Source organism: Flavonifractor sp. An52, from assembly GCF_002159385.1.
Lineage (GTDB): Bacteria > Bacillota > Clostridia > Oscillospirales > Oscillospiraceae > Flavonifractor > Flavonifractor avicola.
Genome location: NZ_NFIB01000006.1, coordinates 71,211 through 89,633, shown reverse-complemented (window position 1 = coordinate 89,633; position 18,423 = coordinate 71,211). Strand labels below are relative to the sequence as shown.

The 18,423-nt window shown below is 59.9% G+C and carries 13 protein-coding genes; 6 read left to right on the top strand and 7 right to left on the bottom strand.

Features of this window, described 5'->3' with window-relative positions:
- Positions 1-2 precede the first annotated feature (2 nt).
- The 7 genes from rpsG to B5G06_RS03650 form a co-directional block, all read right to left on the bottom strand.
- The gene (rpsG, locus tag B5G06_RS03680; RefSeq protein WP_191435189.1) at positions 3-473 is read right to left on the bottom strand and encodes a 30S ribosomal protein S7; all 471 of its coding nucleotides are present in this window, start codon (positions 471-473) and stop codon (positions 3-5) included.
- Between the two features lie 215 nt (positions 474-688).
- Positions 689-1,111 (bottom strand): 30S ribosomal protein S12, encoded by a 423-nt coding sequence (gene rpsL / locus B5G06_RS03675; RefSeq protein WP_087187743.1) that lies wholly within the window; start codon positions 1,109-1,111, stop codon positions 689-691.
- Positions 1,112-1,186: 75 nt separating this feature from the next.
- Positions 1,187-1,429 carry a ribosomal L7Ae/L30e/S12e/Gadd45 family protein gene (locus tag B5G06_RS03670; RefSeq protein WP_087187742.1) on the bottom strand — a complete coding sequence of 81 codons (243 nt, stop codon included), beginning with the start codon at positions 1,427-1,429 and terminating at the stop codon, positions 1,187-1,189.
- Between the two features lie 227 nt (positions 1,430-1,656).
- A complete protein-coding gene (locus B5G06_RS03665; RefSeq protein WP_087187741.1) occupies positions 1,657-3,045 on the bottom strand; it encodes a YfcC family protein in 1,389 nt (462 codons plus the stop codon).
- Positions 3,046-3,095: 50 nt separating this feature from the next.
- A complete protein-coding gene (locus B5G06_RS03660; protein WP_087187740.1) occupies positions 3,096-4,319 on the bottom strand; it encodes a M20 metallopeptidase family protein in 1,224 nt (407 codons plus the stop codon).
- Between the two features lie 39 nt (positions 4,320-4,358).
- A complete protein-coding gene (locus tag B5G06_RS03655) occupies positions 4,359-5,942 on the bottom strand; it encodes an amidohydrolase (RefSeq protein WP_087187739.1) in 1,584 nt (527 codons plus the stop codon).
- 223 nt (positions 5,943-6,165) lie between these two features.
- Complete coding sequence (locus B5G06_RS03650) at positions 6,166-7,518, bottom strand: sigma-54 interaction domain-containing protein (RefSeq protein WP_087187738.1); 1,353 nt, start codon at positions 7,516-7,518, stop codon at positions 6,166-6,168.
- A gap of 338 nt (positions 7,519-7,856) precedes the next feature.
- On the opposite strand from B5G06_RS03650, the gene rpoB reads away from it, so the two are divergent.
- The 6 genes from rpoB (at position 7,857) to B5G06_RS13995 (ending at position 18,420) form a co-directional block, all read left to right on the top strand.
- Positions 7,857-11,564: a DNA-directed RNA polymerase subunit beta gene (gene rpoB / locus B5G06_RS03645; RefSeq protein ID WP_087187737.1), complete on the top strand. Its 3,708-nt coding sequence runs from the start codon at positions 7,857-7,859 to the stop codon at positions 11,562-11,564.
- A gap of 22 nt (positions 11,565-11,586) precedes the next feature.
- Positions 11,587-15,375 carry a DNA-directed RNA polymerase subunit beta' gene (gene rpoC / locus B5G06_RS03640; protein ID WP_087187736.1) on the top strand — a complete coding sequence of 1,263 codons (3,789 nt, stop codon included), beginning with the start codon at positions 11,587-11,589 and terminating at the stop codon, positions 15,373-15,375.
- 91 nt (positions 15,376-15,466) lie between these two features.
- Positions 15,467-16,855, top strand: coding sequence for a DUF2029 domain-containing protein (locus B5G06_RS03635; RefSeq protein ID WP_143382706.1), 1,389 nt, complete (start codon positions 15,467-15,469; stop codon positions 16,853-16,855).
- Between the two features lie 74 nt (positions 16,856-16,929).
- Positions 16,930-17,220, top strand: coding sequence for a hypothetical protein (locus B5G06_RS03630; protein WP_087187735.1), 291 nt, complete (start codon positions 16,930-16,932; stop codon positions 17,218-17,220).
- 41 nt (positions 17,221-17,261) lie between these two features.
- Positions 17,262-18,179, top strand: a complete 918-nt coding sequence (locus B5G06_RS03625; protein WP_087187734.1) for an SH3 domain-containing C40 family peptidase — start codon at positions 17,262-17,264, stop codon at positions 18,177-18,179.
- A gap of 100 nt (positions 18,180-18,279) precedes the next feature.
- Positions 18,280-18,420, top strand: coding sequence for an EamA family transporter (locus B5G06_RS13995; RefSeq protein WP_158094662.1), 141 nt, complete (start codon positions 18,280-18,282; stop codon positions 18,418-18,420).
- The last annotated feature ends 3 nt before the right edge of the window (positions 18,421-18,423 follow it).

Below are 18,423 nucleotides of genomic sequence, written 5' to 3'. Positions count from 1 at the left end.
CCTTACCAGCGATAGTGAGCGAACGCCTTGTTGGACTCGGCCATCTTGTGGGTGTCCTCACGCTTCTTGACTGCGGAGCCAAGGTTGTTGGAGGCATCCATGATCTCGCCGGCCAGACGCTCCTTCATGGTCTTCTCGCTGCGGCTGCGGGAGTAGTTGGTGAGCCACCGCAGACCCAGGGTCTGACGGCGCTCGGGCCGAACCTCGATGGGCACCTGGTAGGTGGCGCCGCCCACGCGGCGGGCCTTGACCTCCAGGGACGGCATGATGTTCTCCAGAGCGGTGGTGAACACGTCCAGGGGATCCTTATCGGTCTTCTCCTTGATGATATCGAAAGCTCCGTAGACCACCTTCTGGGCCACGCCCTTCTTACCGTCCAGCATGATGCTGTTGACCAGCTTGGTCACCAGGACGGAATTGTAGATAGGATCGGGCAGAACCTCCCGCTTGGGTACGTTTCCTCTTCTGGGCACTTTGCTTCCCTCCTTCATAGTATGATTTCATAGGTACTCGAAGGCGTTTCAAACGCCCCCGTGTAAGACAAGTGCCTGCTTGTCCAGTGCCTCACAGGAAAACGCCCCTATTGTATAGGAAGCGCCTCTGCAAGGACAACTGCCTTGCGCGATTGCGCATTAGTTCATTTCATGTTGCTGCAAGCTTGCAGCGTGGTTGGAAGTAATCGTTATAATTACTTCTTGCCGGCCTTGGGCCGCTTGGCGCCGTACTTGGAACGGCCCTGCATACGGTTGGCAACGCCCTGAGCATCCAGAGTGCCGCGGATGATGTGGTAACGAACGCCGGGCAGGTCCTTAACACGGCCGCCGCGGATCATGACCACGGAGTGCTCCTGCAGGTTGTGGCCAACACCGGGAATATAAGCGGTCACTTCGTAGCCGTTGGTCAGACGCACACGGGCGATCTTACGGAGAGCGGAGTTAGGCTTCTTCGGGGTGGAGGTACGAACAGCGGTGCACACACCTCTCTTCTGGGGAGAAGGCAGGTCGGTCTCGCGGTTCTTCAGGGTGTTCAGGCCCTTCTGCATAGCAGGAGAATTGGACTTGTAGGTCACGGCCTCGCGTCCCTTGCGAACGAGCTGGTTAAACGTAGGCATGGTTTTCCTCCTTTCTTTGTTTCTGAGAAATATATTTTAACGGAATAATCAAAAATTATACCGTTAAAACCAAAATCAGTGCAGCAGCGCGGCTACGGCGCTGCCCACGGCGATGCCGCAGACGGAACCCAGTTCCTTCATCTGCGCCACCTTTTCCACCGGCACGCCCTTTTCGGCGCACAGCGCCTCCACCGGGCCGGTGACCCGTGGATCGGCATCCTCCGCCAGGAAGACGCGGGCGGCCCTGCCGTCCTCGATGGCCCTTCTGGTCTGCTTGACCCCGGCCACCCTGGCGCCCTGCTTGAGTTGGGTGAGCATCGGTAAGCCTCCCGTTCCTTGAAATCACGGAGATTGGCGGTCGTTTTACCGTCTTTTCCCCATCGGCAGGCACACCTGCGCAATTCCGGATTATATCATACCCCAAAATGTAAGTCAATCAGAAAATCACTGGATTTTCCAACAGTTTCGGGGCGTTTCCCGTCGGAATGCCGAGGGGCGGCGCACCGGCCGGTGCGCCGCCCCTTTTCCGGACGTCTCAGGAAAACTCAGAAGGGCCCGTAGCCGATCTGATTTGCAACCACCACCAGGATAAAGCCGGCGGTAATCAGACAGGCATAGATCTTCCAGGCAAACTTGAACCAGTGGCCGTAATCCATGCCGCACAGGGAGAGCTGAAGCAGAGAGGCGGTAGGCCAGAAAGTGTTGGTGAATCCATCACCGTACTGGTAAGCCAGTACCATCACCTGCTGGTTGATACCCAGCACCTGACCCAGGGGCTGGAGAATAGGCATCATGACCACAGCCTTGCCGCTGCCGGAGGAGACAAAGAAGTTAAAGAGGGTGACAAAGGCGTAGATGATCAGCAGGGTAATGACGGGGCTCTTGCCCTCCAGCAGGCCGGAGACACCATGGATAATCGTGTCGGTGATGTTGCCCTCAGTGAGCAGGACAGACACGGCCCGGCTGAAGCCGATGACCATGGTGGGAGCAATGACGCCAGCCATGCCCTTGCCGAACTCGGTGCAGGCCTCGGTCAGATCTATGCGGGACAGGATGATGCCCAGGATGGTGACCGGGAAATAGCAGGCGGTAATCTCAGGCAGGCCCCACATCCACAGGAGAGAACCCACCACGGAGAACACAATGGTGGCCAGGAAGGCCAGGATGATAACAATCCGGCCCTTGGTAAACTTCAGGCCCGCCTCAAACTCCATGGGGGCAGTCTGCTCCTGGAGGTAGTTCTCGCCCATAATGCTGTTTTTGGGGTCCTTCTTGATCTTGATGCAGTAGCGGAGCAGGAAGAACAGAGCAATGACGAAAAAGACCGCCAGGCCCACTGCCCGGAACGCAATGCCGGAGTACATGGGCAGTCCCACCAGGGTCTGGGCTACGCCGGTGGTGTAGGGGTTGACCATGCCGCAGGTAAAGCCTACAGCGGTGGAGAGCAGGATGATGGCGGTACCCACCATCTTGTCATAGCCCAAAGTGATAAACAGCGAGATAATGATCGGATAGAAGGGATAGAGGGCATCCAGATAACCGATGACGCCCAGGGCGGTAAAGAGGGTAAAGAAGATGATCACCATGACCAGTCCGCCCCGGCCGCTGATCCGGATCAGGGACTGAATACCGGCGGAAAAGGCGCCGGTCTTATTGATGATCTGGATACAGCCGCTGATGAGCAGTACGGCTCCAATGATGCTGGCGCTCTCCACAAAGCCCTGGTGGAGGGCAGTGAAGAACTGCAAAAAGCCCACCGGGGTCTGTTCCACAAAACTGAAGCTGTTGGGGTCCACCGTACCGCTGGCGTCCCGGACGTAGGAACCGGCAGGGACGATGTAAGTCAGCGCGGTGATGATAAGCATCAGGATCAGAATGACGATGTACACATGGGGCATACTGAAGCCCCTCTTCTTATTTAATGTGTTTCCCATAACATATTATCCTCCTCTTGTCTTGCTGTTCTCTCGCAGCACTGCTCCGTTCAACCCTGGGTCTTCTTTTTCAGCCACTCCACGGCGCAGTTGGCCAGGATGGCGGTGCCCAGAGCAAAGGCGCTCTCATCCAGTACCATGTTGGGGTTATGCAGCGGATAGCCGTCAGGAGAGCCCGCCCCCATAAAGGCATAGAATCCGGGCACATGGCGGGTCACATGGCCGAAGTCTTCAGCCCCCTTCATGGGGGGAACCGGCTTTACATTCTCCGCGCCCAGGATCTCGGCGGCAAAGGGAACGATCTCCGCGGAGAAGTTGGGGTCGCACACGGTGCTGGGGGTCTTAAGTACCCGCACCTCATAGGTGCCCCGCCAGGCCTTGATGTAGTGTTCCAGGATCTCAGGAATGCGCTCAATCAGATGGTCGTAGGCCTCCGGGCTGAGGGTGCGGAAGGACACCATGATCTCCGCAGTATCAGGGATGATGTTGGAGGCCCGGCCGCCGTTGAGGGCGCCTACCGTCATGGTGGCAAAGGCCTCCGGGTCCACCTCCCGGGGAATGAGCATATTGAGGGCGGAGCACACCTGAGTGGCAATGTTCACCGGGTCGATGGTCTTTTGGGGCTCGGAGGAGTGGCCGCCCTTGCCCTGGATGCTGACAATAAAGGTGGCCATGGCTCCGGAGGCCACGCCGGGAGAGTAGTTCAGCTTGCCGACTTCCACCTGGGAGCCCACATGGAGGGCCATGGCGGCGTCCACCTTGGGGTTCTCCAGCAGGCCGTCGTCCACCATGGTGCGGGAACCGTAGCCCATCTCCTCACCGGGCTGGAACATCAGCTTCACGGTACCGGGCAGCTGGTCCTCCATATCCTTCAGGATCTGGGCGGCGCCCAGCAGCATGGCGGCGTGGGCGTCGTGACCACACATATGGGCGGTGTTGCCCTTGGAAGCAAAGTCCAGGCCGGTGGTCTCCTCCATGGGCAGGCCATCCATATCAGCCCGCAGCAGGATACAGGGGCCGCCCTTACCGATCAGGCCCACCACACCGGTGGATTCAGGCGCGTCGGGATAACCGGCAAACACCATCTTCTCCCGCTCCTCCTGGGTATGGATTCCGCAATCATGATGGGGTATGCCCATCTCGTCCAGCCGTTTTTTCACATACTCCGCCGTTTTGGGGGTATAGACACCCACTTCGGGGATCTGATGCAGACAGCGCCGGTCGGCGATGATCTGCGCCTCGATGGCACGGGCCTTTTCCAGCATCTCGTTCATAGGGAGCTCTCCTTTCTATGGTCCACGCGGAGCACCGCGTTACGCCTGATAGACTGTGACACCGTTGAGCACGGTCTCCAGTACCTTCACCTGGGGGAACCGGCTGGGCTGGACCTCAAACAGATCCTGATCCAACACCACCAGGTCGGCCTGCTTGCCCACCTCCAGGGTACCCCGCACCCCCTCGTCCCGGCTGGGCCAGGCGGCATCCGAGGTAAAGAGCCGAATGGCCCGCTCCACGGTGAGAGCCTGCTCGGGCAGATAGGTCTTGGTACCAGCCCGGTTCTGCCGGGTGACGGCGGCGCGCATATTATCCAGCACGTTGAAGGGCTCCACCGGGCAGTCGGAACCGCCGCTGACGTGCAGGCCCAGGTCCAGCATGGCCTTCCAGTTGTAGCAGTCTCTGGCGTGTTCCTCCCCCACCCGCTCGGCAATGATGTTCATGTCGGCGTCGATGAAGATGGGCTGGATATAGGCCTGTAGACCCAGTTCCTTCATCCGCTCCAGCAGGGCGGGGGTGGTGGTCTGGGCGTGGACGATACCGTGGCGGTGATCCGTCCAGGGATTGGCCTGCTCCGCTTTCTCCATGGCGTCACACACCTTTTTCAGGGCCAGGTCGCCGATGGCATGGACCGCTGCGTCCATGTGGATATCGTGAGCCGCCTGGATGCGGCGGCACAGCTCCTCTTCTGTATAGATCGGAATACCGTGGTTGTCCCGGTCATCCACATATCCGTCAATCATCTCGGCGGATTTGGCGCCCAGAGAGCCGTCCTGGAGCAGTTTCCGGGGGCCGGTCCGGAAGAGGCTGGTTCGGTCCGCCGGGTCGCTGCGCACGCCCTTGAGCCGTTCAAAGTCCTCCGGCTCCACCAGGCACTGCTCATACACCCGCACGGTCAGTTCCCCGTCGGCCTCCATCTCCCGGAAAACACCGATGAGCCGGATGGGGTCCATACCGGCGATGGCCATCAGATCGTCGGAGTGGATGCAGGTGATGCCGGCGGCATTCAGCTCCTTCTGCCCCTCCCGGATCAGCTGGCGCACATAGGCGTCGTCCGCCTGGGGCAGCACATCCATATAAAGTCGAGCGGCATTCTCCCGCAGGATACCGTGTTCAAAATCCACCAGAGCCATCACCTCAGGCTCCACATTTTTCAGGGCACGAATCTTCTCCAGCATCACCGTATTGCAGGCGGCAATATGGATGCAGGTCCGCAGCATACACACCGGGATGTCGGTGGAGATGCGATCCATATCCTCTTTTGTCAGCAGTCGGCCCTCTTCCATGGTCTCCTGGTTCCAGCCCATGCCGATGAGATAACCGGGATGCTCCGTCTCAATCCGGGCCTTACAGCGCGCCACCACTTCATCGATGTTTTTAACGCCCAGCAGAGGCACATTCCGGCGGAACATGGCGTAGTGGAGCAGGTGCATATGGGTATCGTTAAAGCCAGGCAGCACACAGGCGCCGTTAAGGTCCTTTTTCTCATCCCATCGCTGGGTCAGCGCCTCCTGATTTGTCCCCAAAAACACAATTTTCCCATCTTGAACACCAATGGCCTCATATCGGCTTATGGTCTGATCCATCGAAAGAATCGTTCCGTTATAGCGAAGGGTTCGCATATCGATCTTCCTTTCTTCCCATTCAGTCTGTTTCCTCTTTCACAAGGAGCAAATTCCGTGCCAACCGGAGGTCAGAGTACAAAAAGACCGCCCTATTTGTCTTTTCATGCAGAAAGAAGGGCTTCTGCTCCTCTTTCCGCCGACAAACGGGGCGGTCCTTGCTGCGCTTTATGGGAAGAGTCTCCCTTATTGCAGGCAAAATTTTTTGCGGATGCAAAATTTTTTACAGGTTATATTTTTGCAGTTTATATTTCAGGTTCTGTCTGGACAGGCCCAGCAGACGGGCAGCCTGCGAGATGGAGGAGGATTGTTCCATAGCCTTGTGCAGCAGCTCCCTTTCATACTGTTCCAGCGCCTTGGTCAGTGAAAAGCCCGGCCCGATCTCCTCTTCCCGGACCTGCTGGACCTGTTCCGCTGCCGGCTCCTCCTGCTGCTCCAGTGCGTCCTCCATGTGGTCCAGCACCAGCAGCTCGGAGCGGGCGGAGGCAAAGGCTCCCTCGATGACATTCTGCAGCTCCCGCACGTTTCCGGGCCAGCTATACCGTTCCAGCCGGCGTAACGCCTGAGCACTGACTCCCTGGATGCTGCGCTTCATTTTCCGGTTGTACTGGTCGATAAAATAGCGGATGAGCAGAGGGATATCTCCAACCCGCTTCCGCAGGGGCGGCAGGGTGATCCGCACCACGCCCAGGCGATAGTACAGGTCCTCCCGCAGCCGGTGTTCCCGGATCAGCTTGGCAGGCTCCTCATTCACCGCTGCCACAATACGCACGTCAAAGGGGATGTCCCGGCTGCCGCCCAGGCGGCGGACCTTTTTCTCCTCCAATACCTTCAACAGTTTAGCCTGGAGGCCGGTCTCCATAGAGTTGATCTCGTCCAGAAACAGAGTGCCGCCGTCAGCCTCCTCCAGCAGGCCCTTCCGGGTCAGGGCGCCGGTATAGCAGCCCTTTTCGGTACCGAAGAACAGGCTCTCCAGCAAATTGGCCGGAATGGCCGCACAGTTCTGGGAGACAAAGGGCCTGCCGGAGCGCCGCCCCTCGCTGTGGAGGGACTCGGCCACCAGTTCCTTGCCGGTACCCGTCTCGCCGTAAATGAGCACGGAGGAATCCAGGGGCGCCACGTCCCGGATGCGTTTCTTCAGGGCCAGCATAGCCGGGTCCTGGGTGATGATGCGGTCCAGGGTGGAAATGCCTCCCTCCCCCCGGATAACCCGCTGATCGATGGAGTGGAACTTGGAGGAGTCAATGACGCACGCCACCTGTCCGTCCACCACGATGGGGATGGTGGTGGACTCCAGCAGCACCCGCTCGCCCCGGCGGTTATTGATGTCCTGCAATACATTATAAGAAGGCTTTCCGGTTCTCATTGCCTGGATGATGGTGCTGCTCTCCTCGTCCAGTTCAGGATACAATTCAAAGATATGCAGCCCCACCGTCTCACCGGAACGCCAGTAGTTGTCCAGAAAAATCCGCTGAAACTCCACTATACCGTCCCGGTTGGCGATGAGCAGTCCGTCCGTGTCCTCACACAGGCGGATCACATCCGCGATCTGTTCCGCCACCTCTCTGTCCTGCATCCTGCTCTCCTCCATCCTGCCGCAGACATGAAAAAAATCTGGATTTCTCCAGATTTTCACCAAACAGCCGTTGACTTTTCCTATGATTTCATGGTATACTAAAACGCTCTTAACTTCCGATTGCGTCAGAACATTCTGCTCCACTGTGTGGTCAGTTTAACACAGCAGGGCGGAAAGCGCAAGAGGATATCAGAATATTTTTATCCACGCACCCGGGCGTTCGCGTCCGGTGCCCCACCGCCCCTTTTGTATGATTTGACGGAAAGCAGCAACCTTCGCCGGAATCGCCCCCCTGAGGCGGCGGTTCCAGACAATGAAATCGAGGTGTTTTTTCTACGATGGTCAAGGACGTCTACTTCGGCAAGACCCTCCGCAAAAGCTTCGCCCGCCATGAAGAGATCCTGGAAATGCCCAACCTGCTGGAGGTGCAGAAGAACTCCTACAAGTGGTTCCTGGAGACAGGCCTGCGTGAAGTCTTTAAGGATGTGGCCTCCATTACCGACTACGCCGGCAATCTGGAGCTCTCCTTCATCGACTACTCCATGGATGAGCCTCCCAAGTACAACGTGGAGGAATGCAAGGCCCGGGACGCCACGTACGCCGCTCCTATCAAGGTCTGGGTGCGCCTGCGCAACAAAGAGACCGACGAGATGAAGGAGCAGGAGATCTTCATGGGAGATTTCCCCCTGATGACCAAGGCCGGTACCTTTGTCATCAACGGCGCCGAGCGCGTCATCGTCTCCCAGATCGTCCGTTCCCCCGGCATCTATTATGCCCGCACCGAGGATAAGACCGGCAACGTGGTGTACGCCACCACCGTCATCCCCTACCGCGGCGCCTGGCTGGAGTATGAGACCGATCTCAGCGACATCTTCTATGTCCGTATCGATAAGAACCGCAAGCTGCCCATCACCTGCCTGATCCGGGCCGTGGGTCCCAAGACCGACTCCGAGATTCTGGAGCTGTTCGGCAACGATCCCCGCATTGTGGCCACCCTGGAGAAGGACGCCTGCAAGACCTATGAGGAGGCCCTGCTGGAGATCTACCGCAAGCTGCGCCCCGGCGAGCCTCCCACGGTGGACTCCGCCGAGAGCCTGCTCAACGCCCTCTTCTTCGACCCCCGCCGGTACGACCTGTCCGCCGTGGGCCGCTACAAGTTCAACAAGAAGCTGGCCATCTGGTCCCGTCTGTCCGGCCAGAAGCTGGCCATGCCCGTGGTTGATCCCACCACCGGCGAGATCCTGGCCGAGCCCGGCGAGGTGCTCACCCGTGAGCGCGCCCGTGAGCTGGAGGCCAAGGGCGTCAACGAGGCCATCCTGGACCTGGACGGCGGCGTACAGCTGAAGGTGTTCTCCAATAACATGGTGGACATGGCCGGCTTTGTGGACTTTGACCCCGCCCAGTGCGGCGTCACCGAGAAGGTCCGCTTCTCCGTTCTGCAGGAGCTGCTGCAGAACTACTCCGGCGAGGAGCTGAAAGAGGCTGTCAAGGACCGCATCGATGACCTGGTTCCCAAGCACATCATTGTGGACGACATTATGGCGTCCATCAATTACCTCAACTGCCTGGCCCATGGCGTGGGCAACGCAGACGATATTGACCACCTGGGCAACCGTCGTCTGCGCTGCGTGGGCGAGCTGCTGCAGAACCAGTTCCGCATCGGCTTCTCCCGCATGGAGCGCGTCATTCGGGAGCGCATGACCATTCAGGACCTGGACATCGTCACTCCCCAGTCCCTGATCAACATCCGCCCCGTTACCGCCGCGATCAAGGAATTCTTCGGCTCCTCCCCCCTGAGCCAGTTCATGGACCAGACCAACCCCCTGGCCGAGCTGACCCACAAGCGCCGTATGTCCGCCCTGGGCCCCGGCGGTCTGTCCCGTGACCGTGCCTCCTTCGATGTGCGAGACGTTCACTACTCCCACTACGGCCGTCTGTGCCCCATTGAGACCCCCGAAGGTCCCAACATCGGTCTGATCTCCTATCTGGCCTCCTATGCCCGTATCAACCGCTACGGCTTCATCGAGGCTCCCTACCGCAAGGTGGATAAGGCCACCGGCAAGGTCACCGACCAGGTGGAGTATATGACCGCCGATATGGAGGACGAGTTCACCATCGCCCAGGCCACCGAGCCTCTGGACGAGAACGGCTGTCTGAAGAACGCCCGTATCACCTGCCGTCACCGCAACGAGATCATCGATGTGGACCGGGATCAGGTGGACTACATGGACGTGTCCCCCAAGATGATGTTCTCCATCGCTACCGCCATGATCCCCTTCCTGGAGAACGACGACGCCAACCGTGCTCTGATGGGCGCCAATATGCAGCGTCAGGCCGTGCCTCTGCTGACCACCCAGGCCCCCATCGTGGCCACCGGTCAGGAGCACAAGAACTGCATCGACTCTGAGGTCGCCATTCTGGCCGAGGAGGACGGCGTGGTCGCCAAGGTGTCTGCTCAGTACGTCACCGTCCGCTATGACAGCGGCCGGGTGGAGGAGTACAAGCTGACCAAGTACCTGCGCTCCAACCACGGCACCTGCATCAACCAGCGTCCCATTGTCAACGCCGGCCAGCGGGTGGAGAAGGGCGAGGTTATCGTGGACGGCCCCTCCACCTCCAACGGCGAGATCGCCCTGGGTAAGAACATCCTCATGGGCTTTATGACCTGGGAAGGTTACAACTACGAGGACGCCATCCTGCTCAACGAGCGTATGGTAAAGGAGGACGTATTCACCTCCATCCACATCGAGGAGTACGAGACCGAGTCCCGCGACACCAAGCTGGGTCCCGAGGAAATCACCCGGGACATCCCCAATGTGGGCGACGACGCCCTGAAGGATCTGGACGAACGCGGCATCATCCGCGTAGGCGCCGAGGTCCGTGCCGGCGACATTCTGGTGGGTAAGGTCACCCCCAAGGGCGAGACCGACCTCACCGCCGAGGAGCGCCTGCTGCGCGCCATCTTCGGTGAGAAGGCCCGCGAGGTCCGTGACACCTCCCTGAAGGTGCCTCACGGCGAGAGCGGCATCATCGTGGACGTGAAGGTCTTTACCCGCGAGGCGGGCGACGAGCTCTCCCCCGGCGTTAACATGGTGGTCCGCGTCTATATCGCCCAGAAGCGTAAGATCTCCGTGGGCGACAAGATGGCCGGCCGTCACGGTAACAAGGGTGTTGTGTCCCGCATCCTGCCCCAGGAGGATATGCCTTTCCTGCCCGACGGCACTCCTCTGGACATCGTGCTGAACCCCCTGGGCGTGCCTTCCCGTATGAACATCGGTCAGGTGCTGGAGGTCCATCTGGGCTACGCCGCCAAGACCCTGGGCTGGAAGGTGGCCACCCCCGTCTTCAATGGCGCCGACGAGAAGGACATCGCCGAGACCCTGAAGATGGCCGGTCTGCGCCCCGATGGCAAGAGCTGGCTGTACGACGGCCGCACCGGCGAGCGGTTCGACAACCCCGTCACCGTGGGCTACGTCTACTTCCTCAAGCTGCACCACCTGGTTGATGATAAGATCCACGCCCGTTCCACCGGCCCCTACTCCCTGGTCACCCAGCAGCCTCTGGGCGGCAAGGCCCAGTTCGGCGGCCAGCGCTTCGGCGAAATGGAGGTGTGGGCCCTGGAGGCTTATGGCGCCGCCTACACCCTGCAGGAGATCCTCACCGTCAAGTCCGACGACGTCACCGGCCGTGTGCGCACCTACGAGTCTATCGTCAAGGGCCACAACGTGCCCAAGCCCGGCGTGCCTGAGTCCTTCAAGGTTCTGGTTAAGGAGCTGCAGTCCCTGTGCCTGGATATGAAGGTGCTGGACGACCAGGGCAACGAGATCGAGCTGAAGGACGACGACGAGGATACCTACCAGCCCGGCAAGTTCCGCGACGATGACGACGACTTCTACGGCTACAACGCCGGCGGAGAGTCCGACTTTGCCGCCGCGGGCTACACCCTCAAGGAAGGCAGCGACGACGATGATCTGGCCGTTGCCGACGACAGCGATGATTTTTCTGATTCGGAGGACGATTACTCCGATGATGACGATATGGAATAAGTAAGGGAGGTCGAGCAGAAACATGAGTTACGCTGAATTTGACGCCATTAAGATTGGCATCGCCTCCCCGGAGCAGATCCGCGAGTGGTCCTATGGCGAGGTCAAGAAGCCGGAGACCATCAACTACCGCACCCTGAAGCCTGAGCGGGACGGCCTGTTCTGCGAGCGCATCTTTGGTCCCACCAAGGACTGGGAGTGCCACTGCGGCAAATACAAGAAGATCCGCTACAAGGGCAAGATCTGTGACCGCTGCGGCGTGGAGGTCACCCGGGCCAAGGTGCGCCGTGAGCGCATGGGCCACATTGAGCTGGCCGCCCCCGTGTCCCACATCTGGTATTTCAAGGGTATCCCCTCCCGGATGGGTCTGCTGCTGGACATCAGCCCCCGCATCCTGGAGAAGGTGCTCTATTTCGCCAGCTATATTGTGACCGATCCCGGCTTCTCCCCCCTGGCCAAGAACCAGATCCTCTCCGAGAAGGAGTACCGCGATATGCGGGAGAAGTACGAGGACGACTTTGAGGCCGGCATGGGCGCCGAGGCCGTGAAGAAGCTGCTCCAGGACATCAACCTGGAGGAGCTCTCCACCCAGCTCCGTGCCGAGCTGAAGGCCGCCTCCGGCCAGAAGAAGGCCCGCATCGTCAAGCGTCTGGAAGTGGTGGACGCCTTCCGCATCTCCGGCAACAAGCCCGAGTGGATGATCATCGACGTGCTGCCTGTCATTCCCCCCGAGCTGCGCCCCATGGTGCAGCTGGACGGCGGCCGGTTCGCCACCTCCGACCTGAACGACCTGTACCGCCGGGTCATCAACCGCAACAACCGTCTGAAGCGCCTGATCCAGCTCAACGCCCCCGACATCATTGTCCGCAACGAGAAGCGGATGCTGCAGGAGGCCGTGGACGCCCTCATCGACAACGGCCGCCGCGGCCGCGCCGTTACCGGCGCCAACAACCGCGCCCTCAAGTCCCTGTCTGATATGCTCAAGGGTAAGCAGGGCCGCTTCCGTCAGAACCTGCTGGGCAAGCGTGTGGACTACTCCGGCCGTTCCGTTATCGTGGTTGGCCCCGAGCTGAAGATCTATCAGTGCGGTCTGCCCAAGGAGATGGCTATCGAGCTGTTCCGCCCCTTTGTCATGAAGAAGCTGGTGGAGGACGGTCTGGCCAACAACATCAAGTCCGCCAAGAAGATGGTGGACAAGGGCAAGGCCGAGGTCTGGGACGCTCTGGAGTTCGTCATCAAAGACCACCCCGTTATGCTCAACCGCGCCCCCACCCTGCACCGCCTGGGCATCCAGGCCTTCGAGCCCGTGCTGGTGGAAGGCCGCGCCATCAAGCTGCACCCCCTGGTGTGTACCGCCTTCAACGCTGACTTCGACGGTGACCAGATGGCCGTCCATGTGCCTCTGTCCGCCGAGGCCCAGACCGAGGCCCGGGTGCTGATGCTCTCCGCCAACAACCTGCTGCGTCCTCAGGACGGCGGCCCCGTCACCGTGCCTACTCAGGACATGGTGCTGGGCTCCTACTACCTGACCTACGAGAAGTACGCCGAGCACACCGCCGAGGAGACCTATGACGACGTTGCCGCCGTCAAGGCCGCTCTGGACGCCGGCACTCTGAATCCCGGCGACCTGGTGTGGGTCAAGAACCCCGGCTCTCTGGACGATATCCCCACCTACGCCGGTATCTGTGCCGAGACCGAGGACGGCCAGCTGCCCCGCGAGGTGCTCCATGTCTTCGGCAGCGACATCGAGGCCCGTCTGGCCTACGACGAGGGCGAGCTGGAGCTCCATGTGCCCATCCTGGTCCGTCGTTCCGCCGAGGTGGACGGCGAGACCCGCTACAAGCTGGTGCGCACCACCGTTGGCCGCCTGATCTTCAACGAGGGTATTCCTCAGGATCTGGGCTTTGTGGACCGCACCGATCCCGAGCAGATGTTTGAGCCCGAGATCAACTTCGTCACCGGCAAGAAGCAGCTGGGCAAGATCATCGACAAGTGCATCGTCAAGCACGGCTTCACCGTGTCCGCCGGCGTGCTGGACACCATTAAGGCCAAGGGCTACAAGTTCTCCACCCGCGGCTCCCTCACCGTGTCCATCTACGACATGACCATCCCCGAGAAGAAGTACGGTCTCATCGAGAACACCGAGAAGGAGATCGTGAAGATCGAGCGCCAGTACAAGCGCGGCTTCCTGACCAACGACGAGCGGTATCGTCTGGTGGTTGAGGCCTGGGAAAAGACCACCAAGGACGTGACCGACGCCCTGATGGCCGGCCTGGACCGCTATAACCCCATCTGGATGATGGCAGACTCCGGCGCCCGTGGTAGCTCCGCTCAGATCCGTCAGCTGGCCGGTATGCGCGGCCTGATGGCCGACACCTCCGGCCGCACCATCGAGATCCCCATCAAGTCCAACTTCCGTGAAGGCCTGTCCGTGCTGGAGTACTTCATCTCCTCCCGAGGCGCCCGAAAGGGTATGGCCGATACTGCTCTGCGTACCGCCGACTCCGGCTATCTGACCCGCCGTCTGGTGGACGTGTCTCAGGAAGTCATCATCCGTGAGGACGACTGCGGCACCGACGACGGCATCATGGTCAGCGAGATCGTGGAGAACGGCCAGGTCATCGAGACCTTCGGCGAGCGTCTGAAGGGCCGCTATCCGGTGGAGGACATCTGCGATCCTCAGACCGGCGAGGTGCTTATCGACCACCACACCATGATGACTGCCGACGATGCCAAGCTGCTGGAGGCTCACGGCATCCAGCAGGTCAAGATCCGCTCCGTGCTCACCTGCCGTGCCCGCAGCGGCGTATGTTCCAAGTGCTACGGCATTAACCTGGCTATCGGCGAGCCTGTGGGCGCCGGCGAGGCCGTTGGTATCATCGCCGCTCAGTCCATCGGTGAGCCCGGTACCCAGCTGACCATGCGTACCTTCCACACCGGCGGCGTGGCCGGCGGCGATATCACCCAGGGTCTTCCCCGTGTTGAGGAGCTGTTCGAATCCCGCAAGCCCAAGAAGATGGCTCAGCTGGCCGAGGTGGGCGGCAAGGTCACTCTGGAGGAGGCCAAGCGCAACTCCATGTGCAATGTGACCATCACCGCCGATGACGGCGAGGTCGTCACCTATACGCTGCCCTATGCCGGCCTGCGTGTGAAGAACGGCGACACCGTGGAGAAGGGCTTCGCCCTCACCGAAGGCGCCCTCTATCCTCAGGACGTGCTCCGTGTCCGGGGCATCCACGCTGTGTACGACTACCTGATCCAGGAAGTGCAGAAGCCCTACCGTCAGCAGGGCGTGGATATCAACGACAAGCACATCGAGGTTATCTGCCGCCAGATGATGCGGAAGGTCCGTGTGGAGGACGCCGGCGACTCCGACCTGCTCTCCGGCTCCACCATCGAGCTCATCGAGTTCGAGGATGCCAAGGCCGCTGTTCAGGCCCGCATCGACGCCGGTGAGACCAACGACGGTATGGAGCTGCGGCTGCCCACCTGCACCCGTCTGCTCATGGGTATCACCAAGGCCTCTCTGGCTACCGACTCCTTCCTGTCCGCCGCCTCCTTCCAGGAGACCACCAAGGTCCTTACCGAGGCCGCTATCAAGGGTAAGGTGGACCACCTGCTGGGCCTGAAGGAGAACGTCATCATCGGTAAGCTGATCCCTGCCGGCTCCGGCCTGTCCATGTACCGCAAGTACGACCAGATGGACGACGAGGGCACCGCCCAGAGCGGCGAAGCCGTCGAAGAGATTGCCGAAGTCGTTGACGACGCTCCCGTTGTTGAGGAGCCCATTCTGACCGACAGCGCGGATCTTTAATCCCAATGTTTTTGGGGGGCGTTGCAGCCATGCAGCGCCCCCTTTTTCTATCGTTGTCCCTGTCCCATCCGACCGACAATGAGGTATCACGATGAAACGATGCTCCCCTCTCTCTTTGTTCGCCGGTGCCGGCGGTCTGGCGCTGCTGTATTTTGCCCTGTTTCCGATCTCTGAACTGTCCCGGGGCGGTCCGGGGGCAAAAGCTGCCGTCTTTGTACTGCTGACCGCCCTGGCCGTACTGGCGCTGTGGCTGCTCCACCGTTCTTGCTGCTCCCTGGACCGGCTATGTACCCTGCTGCTGCCCATCGGCCTGGCCTTCTTCCTTCGGGCCATCCTGCTGGACTATGCGGCAGATGACTACGAGATCTTCCTGTCCCAGTGGGTGGCCACCTTCCGGGACAACGGCAGCTTCGCTGCCATCAAGCTGCCCATCGGCAACTATAATGTACCCTACCTCTATTTCCTGGCCGCCATCTCCTACCTGCCGGTCCCCGACCTGTACCTCATCAAGCTCTTCTCCATCCTGTTTGATGTTCTGCTGGCCTGGGGCGGCCTGCGGCTGGTACGTCACTTCACCGGCAAAGACAGCATCCGTCCCCTGGTATGCTTCTGCGTCCTGCTGCTGCTGCCCACTGTGGTGCTCAACGGCTCCCTGTGGGGCCAGTGCGACGCGCTGTACGGTGCTCTGACGCTCCACGCCTTGGCAGATGGGCTAGGCGGCCGTCCCAAAGCTTCCGCCGCCCTGCTGGGCGTGGCCTTCTCCTTTAAACTCCAGACGGTGTTCATCCTCCCCCTGTGGGCAGTGCTTTGGATCGCCCGACGTACCCGGTTCCGGGACCTGTTGTGCTTCCCCCTGGCCTATGCCGTTACCTGCATCCCTGCTCTGCTGCTGGGCAAACCGCTGGGGGATATCCTGGGGGTCTATGTGGGCCAGACGCAGGAGGGCGCAGGGGCACTGAACTACAACTGCGCCTCCATCTTCTCCATGGTCCCCTACGGCACTCAAATTGACGAGGCTTTCGGCGCCCGCTTGGGCATTCTGGCGGCCTTTGCCCTGGTTTTGCTGCTGCTGGTGCTGGCCTTCTTGTTCCGGGACCGGCTGGACGATGGGGCTCTGCTGCTCTTCGGCATCACGCTTACGCTGGGCGTGCCCTTCTTTCTCCCCTATATGCACGACCGCTATTACTTCCTGGCTGACGTGCTCACCCTGGTCTGGGCCTGCACCCGTCCCACGGGCCTGCCTCCGGCAGTGCTGGTCCAGCTCTCCTCCCTCAGTGCCTATCTGACCTACCTGCGGATGAAATATACCCTGATCCTCACCCTGGGTGGTCAGATGTTCACCATGCTGTTGGAGAGCCTGATGGTACTGGCCGGACTCATCTTTACAGCAGTCCTGCTGATCCGGCATTTGTACGTCTCTTCCCCCTGTCTGCCTCAGGGTTTGGGCGAAAAAAACAAGAAATCCCGGAAAAGCGGTTGACGACTTGGAAACAATGTGTTACAATTTGGTTACAGTTTTTAAAAAGCAGTAACAACTTCCAAAAGGAGGCCAAAATGGCTACGCAAAGCATCCCTCTGACTTACAAGGGCCATCCGCTGCGCCGGAAAGACAGTCTGATCTATTACGGCAGCATGGCCGAAAAATATATCATTATGCTTCAGGTTCTGGACCAGAAGAAGGATCAGGATCTGGACATGGCCACCCGGGTATCCGTTCAGCTTCAGCTCACCGACCCTGACCTGAAGAGCCGGGACCGTGTGGTTAAGAAGACCGAGAAAGACAGCCTGTACGCCGCTATGGACGTGGCTTCCGTCTGGCTGGACCGGGCTCTGTCCGGCAAATAAGTTCCTACCCACCCAACGATCAGAACGGAGGAATTCTACCAATGATAACACCTGCCAAGCTTCTGCGCACCACGCTCCTGACCGTCGCCGTTTCCGCCGTCTGTATGATCGGCGCTTCCGCCGCCAGCGGCGTGGGCACCGTCAATACCGACGCCCTTCGCCTTCGCAACGAGGCCAACACCACTTCCACCATCCTGGCTACTGCTTCCGAGGGTGACACCGTCGTCATTCTGGAGGACGCCGGCAACGGTTGGTACAAGGTGGACTACAACACCGTGGAAGGCTATATGTCCGGCGAATACCTGACGGTCTCCGCTCAGGCCGATGTGACCATCGGTTACGGTCTGGTTCAGACCGGCGGCTCCACCCTGAACGTGCGCAGCGGGCCTGGCACCACCTACAGCAAGGTGACCACCCTCAATGACAACGCGGTTGTCACCATCGTGGGTATCAATAATGGCTGGTACAAGATCAAGACCTCCAGCGGTGCTGTTGGCTATGTCAGCAGCGAGTATATGGTGACCTGCAAGGACTCCGCCGGTTCCCGCGGCGACGGCACCACCGCCGTGGCTGTGGCTTCCGACAGCAGTATGGGCCAGCAGATCGTCAGCTACGCCAAGCAGTTCCTGGGTGTGCCCTATGTCTATGGCGGCAACGGACCCAACAGTTTTGACTGCTCCGGCTTCACCAGCTACATATATCGCCACTTCGGCTACACTCTGAACCGCACCGCTTCTACCCAGCTGTCCAACGGTGTGGCGGTATCCAAGAGTGAGCTGCAGCCCGGCGATCTGGTATTCTTCCGTTACAATACCTCTTACCCCGCCTCTCATGTGGGCATCTACATCGGCAACGGCCAGTTCATCCACGCCTCTACCAACAAGTATCAGGTGCAGATCGATCAGCTGATGACCGGCCACTACGCCAACGTGTATATCGCTGCCCGCCGCATTCTGTGATTTTTGCTTGGCAGGTAAAGATCATATCAAAGTTTTCGCCCCGTCTGCGTCAGCAGGCGGGGTGTTTTTTCCTATTAAACCAGAAAGGAGCGTGCCCACTTTGAGCCGTTCTCCCGCCTTTGGCCATCTGCTGGCCCTGGCTGTCTCCATTGTGTGGGGTACCACCTATATCTCCACCAAGGTGCTTTTGGATGCCTTCCATCCGGTAGAGATCCTCATCTTCCGCTTTGTGCTGGCCTGAGCC

Coding starts and splice junctions, on each gene's coding strand:
- rpsL (WP_087187743.1), bottom strand. CDS start 1,111: ATGCCTACGTTTAACCAGCTCGTTCGCAAGGGACGCGAGGCCGTGACC.
- B5G06_RS03670 (WP_087187742.1), bottom strand. CDS start 1,429: ATGCTCACCCAACTCAAGCAGGGCGCCAGGGTGGCCGGGGTCAAGCAG.
- B5G06_RS03665 (WP_087187741.1), bottom strand. CDS start 3,045: ATGGGAAACACATTAAATAAGAAGAGGGGCTTCAGTATGCCCCATGTG.
- B5G06_RS03660 (WP_087187740.1), bottom strand. CDS start 4,319: ATGAACGAGATGCTGGAAAAGGCCCGTGCCATCGAGGCGCAGATCATC.
- B5G06_RS03655 (WP_087187739.1), bottom strand. CDS start 5,942: ATGCGAACCCTTCGCTATAACGGAACGATTCTTTCGATGGATCAGACC.
- B5G06_RS03650 (WP_087187738.1), bottom strand. CDS start 7,518: ATGCAGGACAGAGAGGTGGCGGAACAGATCGCGGATGTGATCCGCCTG.
- rpoB (WP_087187737.1), top strand. CDS start 7,857: ATGGTCAAGGACGTCTACTTCGGCAAGACCCTCCGCAAAAGCTTCGCC.
- rpoC (WP_087187736.1), top strand. CDS start 11,587: ATGAGTTACGCTGAATTTGACGCCATTAAGATTGGCATCGCCTCCCCG.
- B5G06_RS03635 (WP_143382706.1), top strand. CDS start 15,467: ATGAAACGATGCTCCCCTCTCTCTTTGTTCGCCGGTGCCGGCGGTCTG.
- B5G06_RS03630 (WP_087187735.1), top strand. CDS start 16,930: ATGGCTACGCAAAGCATCCCTCTGACTTACAAGGGCCATCCGCTGCGC.
- B5G06_RS03625 (WP_087187734.1), top strand. CDS start 17,262: ATGATAACACCTGCCAAGCTTCTGCGCACCACGCTCCTGACCGTCGCC.